Origin of the sequence: Mesorhizobium sp. B2-3-6 (assembly GCF_006442305.1) — a bacterium.
GTDB lineage: Bacteria > Pseudomonadota > Alphaproteobacteria > Rhizobiales > Rhizobiaceae > Mesorhizobium.
This window is the reverse complement of record NZ_VFVW01000001.1, coordinates 822,182-838,149: the sequence shown is the minus strand read 5'-3', so window position 1 is coordinate 838,149 and position 15,968 is coordinate 822,182. Positions and strand designations below refer to the sequence as shown.

At 64.2% G+C, this 15,968-nt stretch carries 18 protein-coding genes and 1 riboswitch; of the genes, 6 read left to right on the top strand and 12 right to left on the bottom strand.

Features of this window, described 5'->3' with window-relative positions:
* Positions 1-3 precede the first annotated feature (3 nt).
* From FJ953_RS04090 to FJ953_RS04080, 3 genes are read right to left on the bottom strand one after another with little or no spacing between them, the layout of a single operon-like run.
* Positions 4-852, bottom strand: coding sequence for an ABC transporter permease (locus FJ953_RS04090; protein ID WP_140516383.1), 849 nt, complete (start codon positions 850-852; stop codon positions 4-6).
* Positions 839-1,669 carry an ABC transporter ATP-binding protein gene (locus FJ953_RS04085; protein ID WP_140623229.1) on the bottom strand — a complete coding sequence of 277 codons (831 nt, stop codon included), beginning with the start codon at positions 1,667-1,669 and terminating at the stop codon, positions 839-841. Before FJ953_RS04085 ends, FJ953_RS04090 begins: the two co-directional genes overlap by 14 nt.
* Positions 1,670-1,680: 11 nt before the next feature.
* Positions 1,681-2,685, bottom strand: coding sequence for an ABC transporter substrate-binding protein (locus tag FJ953_RS04080; protein ID WP_140495611.1), 1,005 nt, complete (start codon positions 2,683-2,685; stop codon positions 1,681-1,683).
* A gap of 269 nt (positions 2,686-2,954) precedes the next feature.
* On the opposite strand from FJ953_RS04080, the gene FJ953_RS04075 reads away from it, so the two are divergent.
* Positions 2,955-3,338 (top strand): RidA family protein, encoded by a 384-nt coding sequence (locus FJ953_RS04075; RefSeq protein WP_140495610.1) that lies wholly within the window; start codon positions 2,955-2,957, stop codon positions 3,336-3,338.
* A 54-nt stretch (positions 3,339-3,392) separates the two neighbouring features.
* On the top strand, positions 3,393-4,196 hold the full coding sequence (locus FJ953_RS04070) for a creatininase family protein (protein ID WP_140623227.1): 804 nt from the start codon (positions 3,393-3,395) through the stop codon (positions 4,194-4,196).
* A gap of 3 nt (positions 4,197-4,199) precedes the next feature.
* On the opposite strand, the gene FJ953_RS04065 is transcribed toward FJ953_RS04070, so the two are convergent.
* Positions 4,200-4,709, bottom strand: coding sequence for a tyrosine phosphatase family protein (locus tag FJ953_RS04065; RefSeq protein ID WP_140495608.1), 510 nt, complete (start codon positions 4,707-4,709; stop codon positions 4,200-4,202).
* Entirely contained in the window at positions 4,706-5,752 is a 1,047-nt protein-coding gene (gene cobD / locus FJ953_RS04060) for a threonine-phosphate decarboxylase CobD (RefSeq protein ID WP_140521133.1), read from the bottom strand. The genes FJ953_RS04065 and cobD overlap by 4 nt, the downstream gene beginning before the upstream one ends.
* Here cobD and cbiB point away from each other — a divergent pair.
* Positions 5,751-6,719 (top strand): adenosylcobinamide-phosphate synthase CbiB, encoded by a 969-nt coding sequence (gene cbiB / locus FJ953_RS04055; protein ID WP_140623225.1) that lies wholly within the window; start codon positions 5,751-5,753, stop codon positions 6,717-6,719. The two genes, cobD and cbiB, sit on opposite strands and share 2 nt — an antisense overlap.
* 331 nt (positions 6,720-7,050) lie before the next feature.
* Here cbiB and cobO read toward each other — a convergent pair whose 3' ends face one another.
* The 4 genes from cobO to FJ953_RS04035 are packed head-to-tail and all read right to left on the bottom strand — an operon-like array spanning position 7,051 to position 9,167.
* The gene (gene cobO / locus FJ953_RS04050; RefSeq protein WP_140555012.1) at positions 7,051-7,665 is read right to left on the bottom strand and encodes a cob(I)yrinic acid a,c-diamide adenosyltransferase; all 615 of its coding nucleotides are present in this window, start codon (positions 7,663-7,665) and stop codon (positions 7,051-7,053) included.
* 1 nt (position 7,666) lies between these two features.
* Entirely contained in the window at positions 7,667-8,182 is a 516-nt protein-coding gene (gene cobU / locus FJ953_RS04045) for a bifunctional adenosylcobinamide kinase/adenosylcobinamide-phosphate guanylyltransferase (protein ID WP_140623223.1), read from the bottom strand.
* A complete protein-coding gene (locus tag FJ953_RS04040) occupies positions 8,175-8,972 on the bottom strand; it encodes a CbtA family protein (RefSeq protein WP_140623222.1) in 798 nt (265 codons plus the stop codon). Before FJ953_RS04040 ends, cobU begins: the two co-directional genes overlap by 8 nt.
* A gap of 15 nt (positions 8,973-8,987) precedes the next feature.
* Entirely contained in the window at positions 8,988-9,167 is a 180-nt protein-coding gene (locus FJ953_RS04035) for a CbtB domain-containing protein (RefSeq protein WP_140495602.1), read from the bottom strand.
* A gap of 35 nt (positions 9,168-9,202) precedes the next feature.
* A riboswitch (cobalamin riboswitch) is annotated at positions 9,203-9,399 on the bottom strand.
* A gap of 134 nt (positions 9,400-9,533) precedes the next feature.
* Here FJ953_RS04035 and FJ953_RS04030 point away from each other — a divergent pair.
* A complete protein-coding gene (locus FJ953_RS04030; protein ID WP_140623220.1) occupies positions 9,534-10,703 on the top strand; it encodes an aromatic ring-hydroxylating dioxygenase subunit alpha in 1,170 nt (389 codons plus the stop codon).
* Positions 10,704-10,706: 3 nt separating this feature from the next.
* On the opposite strand, the gene FJ953_RS04025 is transcribed toward FJ953_RS04030, so the two are convergent.
* Positions 10,707-11,906: an MFS transporter gene (locus FJ953_RS04025; RefSeq protein ID WP_140495600.1), complete on the bottom strand. Its 1,200-nt coding sequence runs from the start codon at positions 11,904-11,906 to the stop codon at positions 10,707-10,709.
* Positions 11,907-12,137: 231 nt separating this feature from the next.
* Here FJ953_RS04025 and FJ953_RS04020 point away from each other — a divergent pair, with 231 nt between their 5' ends.
* Positions 12,138-13,142, top strand: a complete 1,005-nt coding sequence (locus FJ953_RS04020) for a DUF1624 domain-containing protein (RefSeq protein WP_140623218.1) — start codon at positions 12,138-12,140, stop codon at positions 13,140-13,142.
* The gene (locus tag FJ953_RS04015; protein WP_140623216.1) at positions 13,139-13,615 is read left to right on the top strand and encodes an isoprenylcysteine carboxylmethyltransferase family protein; all 477 of its coding nucleotides are present in this window, start codon (positions 13,139-13,141) and stop codon (positions 13,613-13,615) included. Before FJ953_RS04020 ends, FJ953_RS04015 begins: the two co-directional genes overlap by 4 nt.
* A gap of 299 nt (positions 13,616-13,914) precedes the next feature.
* Here FJ953_RS04015 and FJ953_RS04005 read toward each other — a convergent pair whose 3' ends face one another.
* Both FJ953_RS04005 and mgtE read right to left on the bottom strand, forming a co-directional pair.
* On the bottom strand, positions 13,915-14,301 hold the full coding sequence (locus FJ953_RS04005; protein WP_006203215.1) for a MerR family DNA-binding transcriptional regulator: 387 nt from the start codon (positions 14,299-14,301) through the stop codon (positions 13,915-13,917).
* A gap of 125 nt (positions 14,302-14,426) precedes the next feature.
* On the bottom strand, positions 14,427-15,845 hold the full coding sequence (gene mgtE / locus FJ953_RS04000; RefSeq protein ID WP_140495597.1) for a magnesium transporter: 1,419 nt from the start codon (positions 15,843-15,845) through the stop codon (positions 14,427-14,429).
* Positions 15,846-15,968: the final 123 nt, after the last annotated feature.

Here is a 15,968-nt window from a genome sequence, read left to right as displayed (position 1 = left end):
GCGCTACCGCTCCTGCTTCAGCGCGCTCTCGTGCCAGCGCCGTAAGATGAGATGCGAAATCAGCGACAGCACGAGGAAGATCAGGATGCCGGTCAGCGAGATCAGGAACAGCGCCGCGAACAGCCTGGGCGCGTTCAGCCGGTAGCCGGCCTCGATGATGCGCGAGGCGAGGCCCGAAGACTGGCCGGTGGCGCCGGCGACGAACTCGGCCACCACCGCGCCGATCAGCGACAGGCCGCCGGCGATCTTCAGCCCGCCGAGAAAATACGGCATCGCCGCCGGCAGCCTGAGATAGCGCAATTGCTGCCAGCGCGTTGCGCCGTTGAGCTTGAACAGGTCGCGCAGATTGCGGTCGACCGAGTTCAGGCCGAGGGTGGTGTTGGAGAGGATCGGAAAGAAGGCGACGATCCAGGCGCAGAGCAGAAGCTTGGTCGTCTGGTTGTCGACATAGATGTTGATCAGCGGGAAGATGGCCACGATCGGCGTCACCTGCAGCACGATGGCGAAGGGAAAGAACGACATCTCCACCCATTTCGACTGCGCGAACAGCACCGCCAGCCCGACGCCGCCGATGACGGCAAGGAGCAGACTGAGGAAGGTGATGCGCAAGGTGACCAGCAGTGCGGAGAACAGCAGGCCGGCGTCGTTGTAGAGCGTTGCCAGCACCACACCGGGACGCGGCAGGATGTATTGCGGAATTTCATTCCACACGCAGATACGGTCCCACAGCCAGATCGCCAGGATCATGATCGCCAGCGGCAGAACCCAGCGGCCGATCCGCTCGAGCCGCTCCTGGCGCGCGCGGCGTGCTTCCTCGGGGTCGAGTTTCAATGCACCGTCAAGGGTCGTCATGATGCGAGCCTGCAATTGAATTGATGGCCTTGGCCAGCACGTCGGACGTCTGCCGGCACAGCGCCGCATAATCGGGGGAGGTGCGAAAGGCCTCGTCGCGCGGATAGGCCGCATCGATGGCAAGCTCGTCGAAGATCCTGCCTGGCCGCGCCGCCATCACGACAACCCTGTTGGACAAAAACACGCTTTCGAAGACGCTATGCGTGACGAAGACGACGGTGAAGCGCTCGTCCTGCCACAACTCCAGCAGATCGTTGTTGAGCTTGAAGCGGGTGATTTCGTCGAGGGCCGCGAACGGCTCATCCATCAAAAGCACGCGCGGTTTGGTCACCAGGGCCCGTGCGATCGAGACGCGCATCTTCATGCCGCCCGACAGTTCGCGCGGCACCGCGTTCTCGAAACCGGTGAGATGAACCCTTGCCAGCATCTCGGTCACCACCGGTGCCGCCTTGGCGCGGCTGACGCCCTTCAGCCTAAGCGGCAGCCAGACATTGTCGAAAACGCTGGCCCAGGGCAGCAATGTCGGCTCCTGGAACACGAAGCCGATGTTCGAGCGGTCGAGCGAACCGCCCGCACGCCAGTCGAGCATGCCGGAGGTCGGCGTTGACAGGCCAGCGATCAGCCGCAGCGCCGTCGACTTGCCGCAGCCGGACGGCCCGAGCAGGCTGAGGAAATCCCCTTCCCGGATCGTCAGGTCGACGTCGGCGAGCGCCGTCACGCCATTGGAAAAGACCTTGCCGACGCCCCGCAGCGCCAACAATGCCGGAGCCGTGTCGGACCCGTTCGCCGGCGCCTGCGCTACCTGTTCCCGCATCATGCTGGGACGGCCTATTTCTTCAGCTCGAGCCCGACGCCCTTGTTGACGAAGGCCAGCGTGTAGGCTTTCGTGATGTCGATGCCGGCGGGCGTGACCTTGGCCTTGACCATCTTGTCGTAAAAACTCTTGATCCGCGCCTCGTTCATGGCGCCGATGCCGAGCTTCTCGGTGTCGCCGGAATCGGCTAGGCCGAACTTCTTCATCTGCTCGATCGAGAAAGCGATCTGCTCATCCGTCATGTCAGGATTGTCTTTCTTGATCATGTCGTTGGCGGCCTTGTTGTCGCCGTAGAGATATTTGTACCAGCCCTTGGCCGAGCCATCGACGAAGCACTGGACCACCTCCGGCTTCTTGTCGATCGTGTCCTGCATCACCTCGATCGTCGTCGAATAGGTGTCCCAGCCATAGTCGGCGAGCAGGAACTGGTTGGGCACGAAGCCGCCTTCCTTTTTGACCGCGAACGGCTCGGACGTGACATAGCCTTGCTGGATCGACTTCTTGTTGGCGAGGAAGGGAGCAGTGTTGTAGGTGTAGGGCACGCGCTTGGCCGCGTCGAAGCCGAGCTCGATGATCATCCACTGGAAGAAGGTCTGCGCGCCCTCGTCACCCAGAATGTACTGCTCGGCGTTCTTCAGGTCCTCCCATTTGTCCAGCCCCTCGCCGGGATGGGACATGATGACCTGCGGATCCTTCTGGAAGTCCGCCGCCACCACGCGCATCGGAATGCCTTGCTGGACGGCGTCGAAGGCCGACAGCAGGTTGCCGCCCATGTAGAAATCGATCTTGCCGGCCAGGAGCATCGGCCGGCCGCTGACCTGCGGGCCACCCTGCATGATGGTGACGTCGAGGCCGCAGGCGGCATAGGTGCCGTCGGCCACGGCCTGGTAGTAGCCGCCATGTTCCGGCTCGGCTAGCCAGTTGGTGCCGAAGGTGACTTTTTCATTTGCCGCGGCACCAAGCGTGCTCGCTGCAAGCACGGCCACCGCCGCTACCGACATCTTCAGTTTTCCGTACATCGACACCACCACCCTTTGTTTGCTCCGGCGCGCCACGCGCCAGGCTCGACACCAGAGATTCAAGAAGCAAGACACATGCCACCGGCGTCTCGCGCCGGGACCCGCCCGCCTGCACCACAGCCATCTGCGAACGCCGGAAAGGTCGTGCTGCACCGGAGGCATCGTGCCTATTTTTTAAACGCCTGTCCACAATCGCACCGGCGACATGCACCGCCATCTTGAAGCTGTGATGAATCCAGTCTTAGGCTGGCGGTATCCAGGAGATTGCCATGTTCAAGTTCCTCACCCCGAAGTCGATCAAGCCGCCTTTTGCCCGCTACAGTCACGGCGTCGAAGTGCCCCCGGGCAAGCGGCTGGTGTTGTGTTCAGGCCAGGTCGCGATCACGGCGGACGACCAGATCCCCGAAGACGCCGGCGCCCAGGCCGAGCTTTGCTTCAAGAACATCGCCGCGATCCTCGGCGAGGCGGGGCTGGGGCTCGGCGATATCGTTCGCATCAACGCCTATGTCACCGACCGCGCGCATCTGAGACCCTATATGGATGTTCGCGACCGGCTTTTTTCGAACCCCGCGCCGGCCTCGACCCTGATGATCGTCAGCGGATTTGCCCGGCCTGAATTCAAGGTCGAGGTCGAGGCCATCGCGGCCGGGTGATCGACACGCCGTGTATCTCGCGCTAGGTCTCACCGTTCATCGAAGAGGCATGACATGACCGTAGCAAAAAGACGTGTGTGGTGGGGTGACTATCGGACCACCGAATATGCCTCGATCGATCCCGAAGCGACGATCGCCGTACTGCCGGTGGCGGCGATCGAGCAGCATGGACCGCATCTGCCTGTCTCGACCGACACCTCGATCATGAACGGCATGCTCGACACGGTGATCGCCCGCCTGCCCGACGATCTCGACATCCGCATCCTTCCGGTCCAGGCGGTGGGCAAATCGAACGAGCATCTTCACGCGCCGGGCACGCTTACTTTGCCGGCAACGACGCTGGCGGACGCCTGGACCGAGCTTGGCGTGTCGATTGCGCGGGCAGGCGTGCGCAAGCTGGTCGTCGTCAACTCGCATGGCGGCAACGAGGAGATCATGGGCATCGTCACGCGCGAATTGCGGGTGCGCGAAAAGATGCTGGCGGTGAAGACCAGTTGGCAACGCTTCGGCCGCCCGGCCGGCATGTACACCGAACTCGAGGACCGCCACGGCATCCATGGCGGCGACGTCGAGACCTCGCTGATGCTGCATTTCCGGCCGGATATCGTCGACATGGCCAGGGCCGACAATTTCGTGTCCAATGTCGCCAAGGCCGAGAAGGAATTCGCGCTGCTGCGGCACACCGGCACCCACGCCTTCGCCTGGATCGCCAGCGATCTCAACCCGAACGGCGTGGTCGGCGACGCCAGCATTGCCACGGCTGAAAAAGGTCGGCTGACAGCGGAACATCAGGCTGATGGTTTCGTCAGCCTGCTTAGGGACGTACGCAAGGCGAAGCTCGCCGATTGGCTGAAGTAGCCTCTAGCCGTCGATCCTCAGTTCGAACGGGTTGCCTTCAAAGGCATCGGCGCCGCGCCCGATCGCTTCGATTGCCGCGATCATGCGGCCGCCTCGACCAAGCAGCGCGTCGGCCACCGCGATCAGCCGCGGATTGGGCGTCGCCGAAGGCGACAACCTCCGCAACGTCCGGGCCAGCTCGGCCTCGTCGCGTTTCGGCGCCAGCGCGGCAGCGATGATATAGGCGGAGGCTGTCGAGCGGCTGATGCCGGCATAACAGTGAACGACCATCGGCCTTGCGCGGTCCCAGCGGCGCGCGAAATCGAGCAGATTGCGCACATGCTCCTCGCCCGGCATGGTCATGCCATCCTGCGCCGCCGCGATGTCGTGCATGACCAGGTGCAGATGGTTTTCCCTCATGATCGAGGCCGGGCGGAGCACATCGGTGCCGGCGGCCAACAGCGACAGCAGCCGCTCGGCGCCGGTCCTCGCCACCGTTTCCTCGACCTTTGCCAGCGAGCAGACATGGATCATGGTTTGATACCTTCCGCTCGATCCTCGCGCCGGGCCGCCCATTCGGCAAGGGCGGATTCAAGCCGCAGCCACTCCTCCCCGTTCCCCGGCAGGCCGGCCCGCAGGACATGCGGGCGGTCGGTGAAATGGCGAAGCAGGATGCCGCGTTCCCCAAGCACAGAAAACAAGCCGGCGGCATCCGACAGCCTGAGATAGCGGAACAATGTGGTGCCGCCCGCGGCAGGCACGCCGAAACGACCGAACAGCCCGTCGAGCCGAGCCGATACCTCCGCCAGCGACGCGCGCATCGCGTCCTGCCAGCCGATATCGGCAAGTGCGCGAATGCCATATTCCAGCGCCGGGCCGGCGACGGCCCAAGGTCCGAATTGCGTTTCCAGCCGTTGGGCCGTCGGCGCATCGGCAAGCGCGAATCCAAGCCGCAGGCCGGCCAGCCCAAAAAACTTGCCGAAAGAACGCAGCACGACGATGCCGCCCTGGCCGACATCGCCGGCAAGGCTGTGTTCGCGCGGGCCGACATCCATGAACGCCTCGTCGACGACCAGCAGCCCGCCCTTGGCGCGCAAACCGGCGGCCAGCGCCAGCAGCCGGTCGCGCTCGACGATGCGCCCATCCGGGTTGTTCGGGTTGACCACGACGGCAAGGTCGGCATTCGCCAGATCAGCGAAATCGCTGACTTCGGTCACCTCGTGCCCCGCGATCGCCGCCGCGCGGGCATGTTCGGCATAGGTCGGCCCTAGAACGAGCGCCCTGCCCGGCGCGACCAGCGATGCCACGCGCGGCAGCAGGATCTGCGTACCGGGCGCAGCGACGACATTGGCTGGCGAGGGCGCACCATAGCTACTGGCTGCGATCGCCGTCAGCTCACGCGCCCGCCCCGCTTCCGGCAATCGCGACAGCGAGGTGGCGGGCAGCTCGAAAAGCGGGTAGGAGTGCGGATTGATTCCGGTCGAGAGGTCGACGAAAGGCTGGGGGGCGTTGGGGAAAAGCGCCCTTGCCCGGCCGAGACTTCCACCATGGTCCACCGCTCCTTCAAGAAGCTTCATGTCAGTCCTGATCGCTTTCCTGTCATTGGCCATCGAATCCGCGCTGGGCTACCCCGACTGGCTGTTTCGCGCCATCGGCCATCCCGTGACGTGGTTTGGCTGGCTGATATCCTTTCTCGATCGCAGGCTCAACCGCGCCACTGATCCCGACGCACTGCGTCGCCAACGTGGTGTCCAGGCGCTTCTGGTCATCGTGCTGGTGCCGGCGCTAATTGGCCTGTGCGTGCAGATCCTGCTCTGGTTCATTCCCCTGGGACTGTTCATCACCGCCCTTCTGGCAACATCGTTCCTGTCGCAGCGGAGCCTTTATGAGCATGTCGAGGCCGTCGCCGATGCGCTCGACTCGGGCGGCCTCGACATGGGCCGCGCCGCCGTCTCGCGCATCGTCGGCCGCGATCCCGAAACCCTCGACAGGGCCGGCGTCTGCCGCGCGGCGATCGAGAGCCTGGCCGAGAATTTTTCCGACGGCATCGTTGCCCCCGCCTTCTGGACGGGCGTCGGCGGCCTCGCCGGCGGCGCCGCCTACAAGGCCGCCAACACCGCCGATTCGATGATCGGCCATCGCACGCCGCGCCACGAAACGTTCGGCAGGGCAGCCGCACGCTTCGACGATTGGATCAACCTGCCGGCGTCGCGGCTGACGGCGTTGCTCATCACGTTGGCGGCTTTCCTGGTGAAAGGCGCCGACGCGAAAGCCGCATGGCAGGCGGTGCGGCGCGACGCGAAAAAGCACCGCTCGCCCAATGCCGGCTGGCCGGAGGCGGCGATGGCGGGCGGGCTCGGCCTGGCCCTCGCCGGGCCGCGCAGCTATGGCGGCGTAACGGTCGACGACGCGTTCATGGGCGAAGGCGGCCGGCGCGAAGCCGACAGCATCGACATAAGGCGGGCGCTGAAACTTTATCGTGTCGCCGACTGCCTGTTGATCGCGCTGTTCGGCGTGGTTTCGGCGATCGTCATTCTGGCATGATCTCACCCCCCCGTGAGTTCTCTCCCGAAGGGGAGGAAGGGAGCCGGGCTGCAACAGGTTCGCGCCTTTCCTCTCCCCCGTCGATCGGGGAGAGGTGGCTCGGCGAAGCCGAGACGGAGTGGGGGTCGACGAGCTCGGCAGTCGCGTTTCTCGCACCCGCCGGGTTGCGCCTGCCTGTCTGCGGACCGCGCGTTCGATAACCGCCTTCCCCCAATCCGTCGCTGCTTCGCAGCGCCACCTTTCCCCCCTCCGGAGGGAAAGGAAGTGAGCCCTGCTGGAAGCGTTTGGCGACCAGACTTGAATGCTCATCCACAAAAGGGGACAACAGCTCTCAAAACTCCACCCCCTGCTGCGCCTTCACGCCCGCCGCGAAATGGTGCTTGGTCAGCCCCATCTCGGTCACCAGGTCGGCCGCCTCGACCAGCGCCGGCTTGGCGTTGCGACCGGTGACGACGACATGCAGGCCCTCGCGGCGCGCTTTCAGCGCGACAACCACCTTGTCCAGATCGAGATACTCGTAGCGCAGCGCGATGTTGAGTTCGTCGAGCACGACGAGACTGATCGACGGATCGGCCATCAGCTCCAGCGCCTTGGCCCAGGCGGCCTCGGCCGCCGCGATGTCGCGCTTCAGATCCTGTGTCTCCCAGGTGAACCCCTCGCCCATCGCGTGCCAGACGACGCGGTCGCCGAAGGCGGCGAAGGCCTCCTTCTCACCCGTATGCCATTTGCCCTTGATGAACTGGACGACGCCGACGCGCTTGCCGTAGCCGAGCATCCGCAGCGCCAGGCCAAAGGCAGCCGTGGTCTTGCCTTTGCCCGGGCCGGTGTTGACGATCAGCAGCCCCTTTTCGACCGTCTTGCTCGCCACCTCGGCGTCTTGGACCGCCTTGCGCTTGGCCATCTTGGCGCGGTGGCGCTCTTCGTCCTTTTCGTCGATGTCGGTCATGTCACTTCACCTTGAGCGGCAGCCCCGCCACCATCAAAAGCACGGTCTCGGCAATCGCCGCGACCTGCTGGTTGAGCCGGCCGGCGGCGTCGCGGAACCGGCGCCCCAGCGCATTGTCGGGCACGATGCCTTGCCCGACCTCGTTGGATACCACGAACCAGGGTCCGCGCGGCCGCGACAGCATGTCAGCCAGCCGCCGACATTCGGCCTCTACATCATGATCGGCCAGCATGTGATTGGTCAGCCAGAGCGTTAGGCAGTCGACAAGGACCGGCTGGTCCTCCGGTAGGGCCTCGAGTGCACCGACAAGGCCAAGCGGTGCATCGATGGTCGTCCAGCCCTCGCCGCGCCGCGACCGGTGCAACGCGATGCGCTGCTGCATCTCGTCGTCATAGGCTTGCGCCGTGGCGATGTAGGTCCATGGCGAAGGCAAGGCCGTCATCAGCGTTTCGGCGTGCGCGCTCTTGCCGGAGCGCGCACCGCCGATGATGAAGGTCAGTCTTCCGCGATCAGGCAAAGCTGTCGCGCAGGCTCGTCGCGCTGCCGGTGAAGCGTCCACGCACCACGCCGACGGCAGCGCCGAGCACGAGCCAGAACACCAGGTTGGTTACGGTCACCGCCACCACGAATTGATGATGCAGGCCTTCCGGAATCGGCGTCTCGAAACTGTCCGGCTGCGGCGCGCCGACAATATGCGGCGCGACGATCAACACCACGCCCAGAATCGCCAGCGGCAGTGATTTGCGGAAGGCGATCGGGGCAAGGCCGATCGCCGTCGCCGCCACCGTCGCCGTCCACCAGATCTGGCGTGGCAGAAGCTCGGCGGCAGGCATGGCCGGCAGTTCCGGCGGCAGGCCGAGGCCCGGCGCCAGCGTGAACACGGCAAAGCCGGCCAGTCCCCAGAACACGCCCTGGCGCCAGTTGCCGATGCCGCCGGCGAATTCCGAAACCGCGACCAGGACCAGCGCGAAGCCGATGCCGGTGACGATGTTGGCAAGCACGCTGAAAGCGAAACGCTCGAAGCCGTCGGCCGGCGCCCAGCCTTCCTCTTCAGCCGGAACAGCTTCAGCGGCTGCCGGCGCGGCGGAACTCATGGCATTGCCCGCCGGGGCGGCAGAGTTCATGGCGTTGTTGTCGGTCGGGGCCGGTGCGGTATGGTCGTGGTGGTGGCCGCCGCCGGCCTGTTCGTAGACTTCCGCCTTCAGGATCAACGGCACGGTGGCATAGGCCTGCATGCAGGCGAGAACGACACCGGCCACGAGCCCTGCGATCGCCGCGATGAACACGACGTTGCGAAACAGGTTCATGATGTCAAATCCCTATCAGTGGCAGGGAAACGCCATCGAGTGGCGATAGTCGTGCGCAGCATTGTGGACCGCGTCGATATGCGAGAAACCGACAAAGCCTACGACGAAAACGCCGAGCAGCGCCGCGAGCGCGAGCTGCAGGAGGCGCGACTGCGAGGAGATGGAGGCGCCGAGGGAGACGGAAGCGGTATTCATGTCTTGTCCTTTCACCCTCCACCCGAGGGCATCGAAGTCAGTTTCCTGTCGCCGGCAGGTCTCCTGGCTCGCGGATCAGCGCCCTTCCCCACCTTCCCGAAGAAAATCTTCAGTGGCATATGGAGAGGACTACCGCACACAGTTGCGGGGGCAGCCACGGCATTGGGCAACAAATCTGCCCGCACCGCATTCCCTCTTGGCTCCAATCGGAACCGACGACGAAGGTGACTATAGGGAAAATCGCCGCATCCGGCAAACCAAATTCCGACGGCGACAAGCGCTTTAGCGCCGTCCGGCCGCTTGCTCCGCTGCAATTGACAATTTCCGTGGCCGGGTGTCGGCTGCCATCCTCACAGGAGGCCAGCCATGCAGCCCGTCCGGAGCCAGCACGCCCCCTATAACGGCCTCACCCGGGCCGAGCCGACATTGCCGTCCTCGGCCTATTGGGATGCGGCGGCCTACCAGCGCGACCTCGACGCCATCTGGTACAGGAACTGGCTGCTCGTCTGCCGTGAAGCTGATCTCGCCCAACCGCTGGCTTTCCGCACCTTCCGTGTCGGCACCCAGGAGATCGTCGTGCTGCGTGACGATACCGGCGAACTGCGCGCCTTCCACAACACCTGCCGGCATCGCGGCTCGCAGCTTTGCCAGGAACGCGAGGGGCGGCTGAAGGCGCGGCTGATCACCTGCCCCTACCACGCATGGTCCTATTCGCTGCGCGGCGATCTCGTGCGCGTGCCATCGAAAACGCTGCCCGAAGGTTTCGACAAGGCGGACCATCCGCTCTATCGCGTCGCGCTGTCGGTCTGGCGCGGCTTCGTCTTCGTCAATCTCGCGGAAGATGCCGCCGGCTCGGCGCACTCATCCTTCGACCCGGCCTCCGGCGATCTCGGCAACTGGCCGCTGGAATCGCTGGTATCGGGCCATGTGCTGCGCAAGGTGATGAACTGCAACTGGAAGATCTTCTGGGAAAACTTCGACGAATGCCTGCATTGCCCCGGCGTCCACAAGGACCTGTCGCGGCTGGTGCCGATCTACGGCCGCGGCCTGATGGGCCGGCATGACGACCCCGAATGGACCCGCCATGCCGACAATGACGCGCCGGAATTTTCCGGCGGGCTGCGGGCGGGTGCCGAAACATGGTCACGTGACGGCCAGGCGCATGGGCCGGTCTTTTCGGGCCTGACGCCGGCCGAGCACGCCGCCGGCCAGACCTACGCCACCAGCCTGCCCTCGATGTTCATCGTCGGCCACGTCGACTATGTCAGGTCCGTACGGCTGGTGCCGCTTGGCCCCGAGCAGACCGAATTGACCGCCGAATGGCTGTTCGCGCCCGACGCGCTCGCCGCCACCGACATCGACAACATCGTCGGATTCGGCACCCAGGTGCTGGAGGAGGATGCCGCGATCTGCGAGGTCAACCAGAAAGGGCTGCGCTCCATGCGCCATAAGGCCGGCGTGCTGATGCCGGAGGAGTACGACCTCCACCGCTTCCACGATTGGGTACGCGAACGACATGCTGCGCTTGTGCCGTAAGCTTCACAGCGACTTCGGCAGATACCGCCAGGTGACATAACCGCAGACCGCCGCAAGCAGGCCGAGCGTGACGAAAACCGAGCCCAGTCCGAAAAAGGCCAGCACCACCGAGTAGACCAGCGGCGGCGTCAGTTCGGAAAAGTCGAGATAAGTGCGGTAGACCGCAGCCATCTGCGCCCGCTCATAAGAGCGGACCGAGCGCATGAAGGCGGTCGAGCCCAGCGCGTCGAGCGCGATGGTGAAGAAGGCGCCGCACAGCAGGAAGGCGCCGGTGACGAGCGGCGCGCTTTCGCCGACGGCACCCGCCGCCAGCAGCACCACCGACATGGCGAAATAGGCAAAAGTCATGGTCCTGCGGCCGCCGAAGCGCTTGCCGGCCTTGCCCCAGAAAATCGCCATGAACAAAAGCGCGTTGCCTGCCGAAACCAGAATGCCGCCGGCAAGTTCGCCCTCACCGGTGATGACCATGAACAGCGGGCCATAGACGAAAAATGTCGTCCAGAAGCAGGAGCGGCCGAAGGCGATCAGCCAGGCCAGCCTCAGCCTCGGCTGCGCGACGAAGCGGCCGATATTGGCCAGCGGGTTGACCGGGCGCGTCTTGCCCGGCCGGATCGAGGGATTGTCGCCGAGCCGGTAGGTCCAGAACAACGCCAGCAGGGCCAAGGCGAATACGGCGACCGCGCCATGCGCGGCATAGATGCCGAAGCGCGTGTAGAGAAAGATGCCGAGCGTCGGCCCACCCGTCCAGGCAAACATCGACCACGCCATGCGCAGCGATTCGGCCTGCATGAAATCGGTCTTGCGGATGTGGTCCATGATGTAGAGGTTGAGCGTGATCGACAGCGCACTGGCGCCCATGACACGGCACAGCATGCCGGCCAATTGCCCTGCGAGCGTATGCGTGACGAAGAACAGCGAGCCGATCGCCAGCAGGCAGGCGCCCGCCGTGTAGACCCAGCGCCGCGCGAAGCGCTGGATCAGCATCGGCATGAACAAGGTCACGGACAGGCCGAGCATCGCCACTATGGTGTAGAGGATCGAGACGATCTGCTCGTTGTGGAGGATCTCGTAGGCCTGGATCGGGATGACGCTCGACACCGTGGCGCGAGCGAAGGATTCGACCGCGTAGAGCGAGGCGAAGGTGCGGGCATCCGCGGCCTTGAGGGCCGGTAGCCAGATCGGATGGCGCACATGCGTGGACATTGCTTCCCCAAAGCAGAATCACCAGCCAAATCTGCGGCCATCATTTCGCGACCGGTAACAGGAAACCGACGTGCCCCGGTTAAAACGAAGCCGGTCAAAGGCTTTCCGGTGCTGGCCTAAAGGGGTGCCTGATGCAGCGCCGGCTGATCGTCCGTATCGAAGCTCACGGCCTTCTTTTGTCCGGCGTAACCGTGATAGTCCTCGTGCGGGGCTGAATCAGATCGCGAGACCATGAGCATCCAGACGCCGACCATGCCCGCCGCGGAGTTGCCGAAGACCAAGCGCATCGTCGCCATCGACATGCTGCGCGGCATCGCGCTGATCGCCATGGCGAGCTACCATTTCACCTGGGACCTGGAATTCTTCGGCTACACCGATCCCGGCCTGACCGCCTTCGGCTGGTGGAAGTTCTATGCTCGCTGCATCGCCTCGACCTTCCTGTTCCTGGTCGGCGTCAGCCTGTATCTCGCCCATGGCAAAGAGATCCGCTGGAACGGCTTCTGGAGACGCTTCGCCATGGTCGCCGGAGCGGCGATCGCCATTTCGGTCGCCACCCGTATCGCCACGCCGGACGGGTGGATCTTCTTCGGCATCCTGCACCAGATCGCGCTGGCGAGCCTGCTCGGGCTGGCATTCCTGCGCCTGCCGGCGCTGCTCACACTGCCGATCGCCGCGGCGGTCATCGCCATTCCCTTCTATTTTCGGCTGGAATCGTTCGATCACCCCTGGCTGTGGTGGGTCGGCCTTTCTGCGGTCAACCCACACTCCAACGACTATGTCCCGCTGTTCCCCTGGTTCGGTGCGGTGCTTGTGGGCCTCGGAGCGACCAAGCTTGCCTCCCGCTTCGGCGTCTTGGCGCGCCTGGCGGATGTGGCGCCCGGGCGCTGGTCCAACCCGCTGGTCTTCATCGGTCGGCACAGCCTGGCCTTCTACCTGATCCATCAGCCGCTGCTGATCGGCAGTGTCTGGTTGTTCTCGCAAGTAATGCCGGCCAAGGTCGAAACCCCGCAGGTGAACTTTCTCAAGACCTGCCAGATCTCGTGCGAGCAGCAGCGCGACAGCAAGTTCTGTTCGAGCTATTGTGGGTGCATGCTGGACACGCTGGAGGGCGAGGCCACGCTTGATCGGCTCTACAAGAACGACCAGACCGCCGAATGGAGAGCGCATCTGGCGGACCTCGCCGGCACCTGCACGGCCCGGACCGACAGCAAGATGACGGAGGAAGGTGTCGAATGACCGAGACCGTGCCCAAACCTGGGCTGATACCGTGGCCGCCGCTGATCTACATCGCCGCCATCGCCATCAGCATCGCGCTCGGCTTGCTTTTTCCCCTGCCCTGGATCGGCGACCTCCTGGGCGACCTCCTCTACGCGGCCGGCTGGGTGGCGCTGTTCGGCGTCGCCGCACTCTGGTTCACCGCCATCCGCACCATGACGCGGGCCAAGACCACGCTCAACCCCAACGCCGTGCCGGACCATTTGGTCACCACGGGTCCTTTCGGCATCACCCGCAATCCGATGTACCTCGCCAACACGCTGCTGTTGATCGGCGTTGCCTTCATCTCCGGGATCGTCTGGTTCCTGCCGCTCGCCTTCATCGCCGCCTTCGTCACGCAGAAGGTCGCGGTGGAAAAGGAAGAAAAGATGCTGGCGGCAAAGTTCGGCAAGAAATACCGCGACTATGCCAAGCGAGTGCGGCGCTGGATTTGAGCATCTGAACGCCGGCTGCCAGAGCCATATCGGGAAGATAACGGTTTCCGATTTGTGGCGGAGACCAACAATTTGTCGATGTCGGCGCCGCCCCTCACCTGCCTGCCGGCATCCTCTCCCCGTATAGTGACGGGGAGAGGGGCGCTGTCATCAGCGGTTTCGCCAGCCACCAGCGTTGCAGCAAAGAGACCGAGATCACGGTCAGCCCCCTTCTCCCCGTCACTATACGGGGAGAAGTGCCCGGCAGGGCGATGAGGGGCGGCGCCGACTCTAAAGCGATTGTCCTGCCTGGAAGGCCGCTACGTATTAACCCCGAGCTCGACCAGCCGCTCGACGCAGGATTCTTCTGCCTGGTCCAGCTCTGCCAATGTCTCCTCGAGGTCGCGGCGCTTTTGCCTCAGATCCTCGCGCTTTTCCTCGATGCGCTTGATCATCAGCTTGAGCTGGCCGACCTCGCCGGGCGGTTCCTTGTACATCTGGATGATTTCGCGGATCTCGTTGATCGAGAAGCCGAGCCGTTTTCCGCGCATGATCTGCCGGATCAAGTGTCGGTCGGATGGACGAAACAGCCGCGTGCGGCCCCGCCGCACCGGCTGCACCAGTCCCTCGTCCTCGTAGAACCGCAGCGTCCGCGTCGACACGTCGAATTCGCGCGTCAGCTCGGTGATCGAATAATATTCCCGCATTCTCGCCCCATAGCCGGAGATTGGCGACTGCTGCTCTCCGTCCGCGGCAGACCTGCCGGAATCGGCCGCAGTCTGCCTGTCGCCGAGCCTCGCACGGCATTTACGTAAAAGTCAATTGAGCCGGATCAATGGACGCCGAACCACCACGTGGCAAGGCCCAGAAAAGCGAAGAAACCAACGACGTCGGTGACCGTGGTGACAAACACCGCCGAAGCGACCGCGGGATCGACCTTGAAGCGGTCGAGCAGCAGCGGGATCAGGATGCCGGCAAGGGCCGCAACGAACATGTTGATGATCATGGCCGCGGCGATGATGCCGCCCAGATTGGCATCGCGGAACCAGACGGCGGCTACGATGCCGATCAATATGGCGAAAACGATGCCGTTGATGAAGCCCACGCCTATCTCGCGGCGAATGATGCGGCCGGCATTGTAGATGTCGAGATCCCTTGTCGCCAGCGCCCGCACGGTGACGGTCATGGTCTGCGAACCGGCATTGCCGCCCATCCCGGCCACGATCGGCATCAGCACGGCGAGCGCCACGATGCGCTCGATCGTGTGGTCGAACAGGCCGATCACCGATGCCGCAAGGAAGGCGGTCAGGAGATTGACAAGCAGCCATGGCACACGCGAACGCGAGGTCGAAAAGATGCTGTCGGAAAGCTCTTCGTCGCCGACGCCGCCCATGCGCAGGAGATCTTCCTCGGCTTCCTGCTGGATGACGTCGACGACGTCGTCGATGGTCAGCACGCCGACCAGCCGCTCGTTCTCGTCGACGACGGCGGCGGACAGAAGGTCATATTGCTCGAACTCCCGCGCTGCCTCTTCCTGGTCCATCGTGGCCGGAATGGCGTGCCGCGTCTCATGCATGACCTCCTCGACCTTGACCGAGCGCTTGGTGCGCAGGATCTGGTCGAGGTCTATGGCGCCAAGCAGCTTGAAGCTCGGGTCGATGACGAAGATCTGGCTGAAGCGGTCGGGAAGGTTCTTGTCCTCGCGCATGTAGTCGATGGTCTGGCCGACCGTCCAGAACGGCGGCACCGCGACGAACTCCGTCTGCATGCGCCGCCCGGCGGTCTCCTCGGGGTAGTCGAGCGAGCGACGTAGCCTGATGCGCTCGGTAAACGGCAGCTGCGACAGGATCTCGTCCTGGTCCTCCGGTTCGAGATCCTCGAGGATGTAGACCGCGTCGTCGGAATCGAGTTCCTGCACCGCCTGGGCAATCTGCGCGTTGGGCAGATTGTCGACGATGTCCATGCGGATCGCCTCGTCGACCTCGGTCAGCGCGGAAAAATCGAAGTCGGCCCCCAAAAGCTCGACAAGGGCGCGCCGCTGGTCGGGATGCAGCGCCTCGATCAGGTCGCCCATTTCCGACTGGTGCAGGTCGTCGACCTCACGCTTGAGCGTGAGCGTATCGCGGTCGGCGATCGCCGCGCCGATCTGGGCGAGAAAGGACGAAAGGACAGCGCCGTCCTCACCGTAGATGTCGGCGCGGTGTTCGTCAGCGACCCCAGCGCCGGTCGTCCGTTCGTCCTGGCCTTCCACCAGCGCCTCCCGCCATTGCAATCCTGGAAAAGGTGCATTTCAGGTCTAGAACATCGGACCCGAAAGTGGAAACCGGTTTCGGGAAAATCCGACGCTCAAAAAGAAACTGGCGTAACGCGCGGG

Excerpts from the sequence above, each read along its gene's own strand:
- cbiB (WP_140623225.1), top strand. The coding sequence starts at position 5,751 with ATGTCAGTCCTGATCGCTTTCCTGTCATTGGCCATCGAATCCGCGCTG.
- FJ953_RS04085 (WP_140623229.1), bottom strand. The coding sequence starts at position 1,669 with ATGATGCGGGAACAGGTAGCGCAGGCGCCGGCGAACGGGTCCGACACG.
- FJ953_RS04070 (WP_140623227.1), top strand. The coding sequence starts at position 3,393 with ATGACCGTAGCAAAAAGACGTGTGTGGTGGGGTGACTATCGGACCACC.
- cobD (WP_140521133.1), bottom strand. The coding sequence starts at position 5,752 with ATGAAGCTTCTTGAAGGAGCGGTGGACCATGGTGGAAGTCTCGGCCGG.
- FJ953_RS04005 (WP_006203215.1), bottom strand. The coding sequence starts at position 14,301 with ATGCGGGAATATTATTCGATCACCGAGCTGACGCGCGAATTCGACGTG.
- FJ953_RS04025 (WP_140495600.1), bottom strand. The coding sequence starts at position 11,906 with ATGTCCACGCATGTGCGCCATCCGATCTGGCTACCGGCCCTCAAGGCC.
- FJ953_RS04080 (WP_140495611.1), bottom strand. The coding sequence starts at position 2,685 with ATGTACGGAAAACTGAAGATGTCGGTAGCGGCGGTGGCCGTGCTTGCA.
- FJ953_RS04035 (WP_140495602.1), bottom strand. The coding sequence starts at position 9,167 with ATGAATACCGCTTCCGTCTCCCTCGGCGCCTCCATCTCCTCGCAGTCG.
- cobO (WP_140555012.1), bottom strand. The coding sequence starts at position 7,665 with ATGACCGACATCGACGAAAAGGACGAAGAGCGCCACCGCGCCAAGATG.
- FJ953_RS04090 (WP_140516383.1), bottom strand. The coding sequence starts at position 852 with ATGACGACCCTTGACGGTGCATTGAAACTCGACCCCGAGGAAGCACGC.
- FJ953_RS04015 (WP_140623216.1), top strand. The coding sequence starts at position 13,139 with ATGACCGAGACCGTGCCCAAACCTGGGCTGATACCGTGGCCGCCGCTG.
- FJ953_RS04065 (WP_140495608.1), bottom strand. The coding sequence starts at position 4,709 with ATGATCCATGTCTGCTCGCTGGCAAAGGTCGAGGAAACGGTGGCGAGG.
- FJ953_RS04020 (WP_140623218.1), top strand. The coding sequence starts at position 12,138 with ATGAGCATCCAGACGCCGACCATGCCCGCCGCGGAGTTGCCGAAGACC.
- FJ953_RS04040 (WP_140623222.1), bottom strand. The coding sequence starts at position 8,972 with ATGAACCTGTTTCGCAACGTCGTGTTCATCGCGGCGATCGCAGGGCTC.
- FJ953_RS04075 (WP_140495610.1), top strand. The coding sequence starts at position 2,955 with ATGTTCAAGTTCCTCACCCCGAAGTCGATCAAGCCGCCTTTTGCCCGC.
- FJ953_RS04030 (WP_140623220.1), top strand. The coding sequence starts at position 9,534 with ATGCAGCCCGTCCGGAGCCAGCACGCCCCCTATAACGGCCTCACCCGG.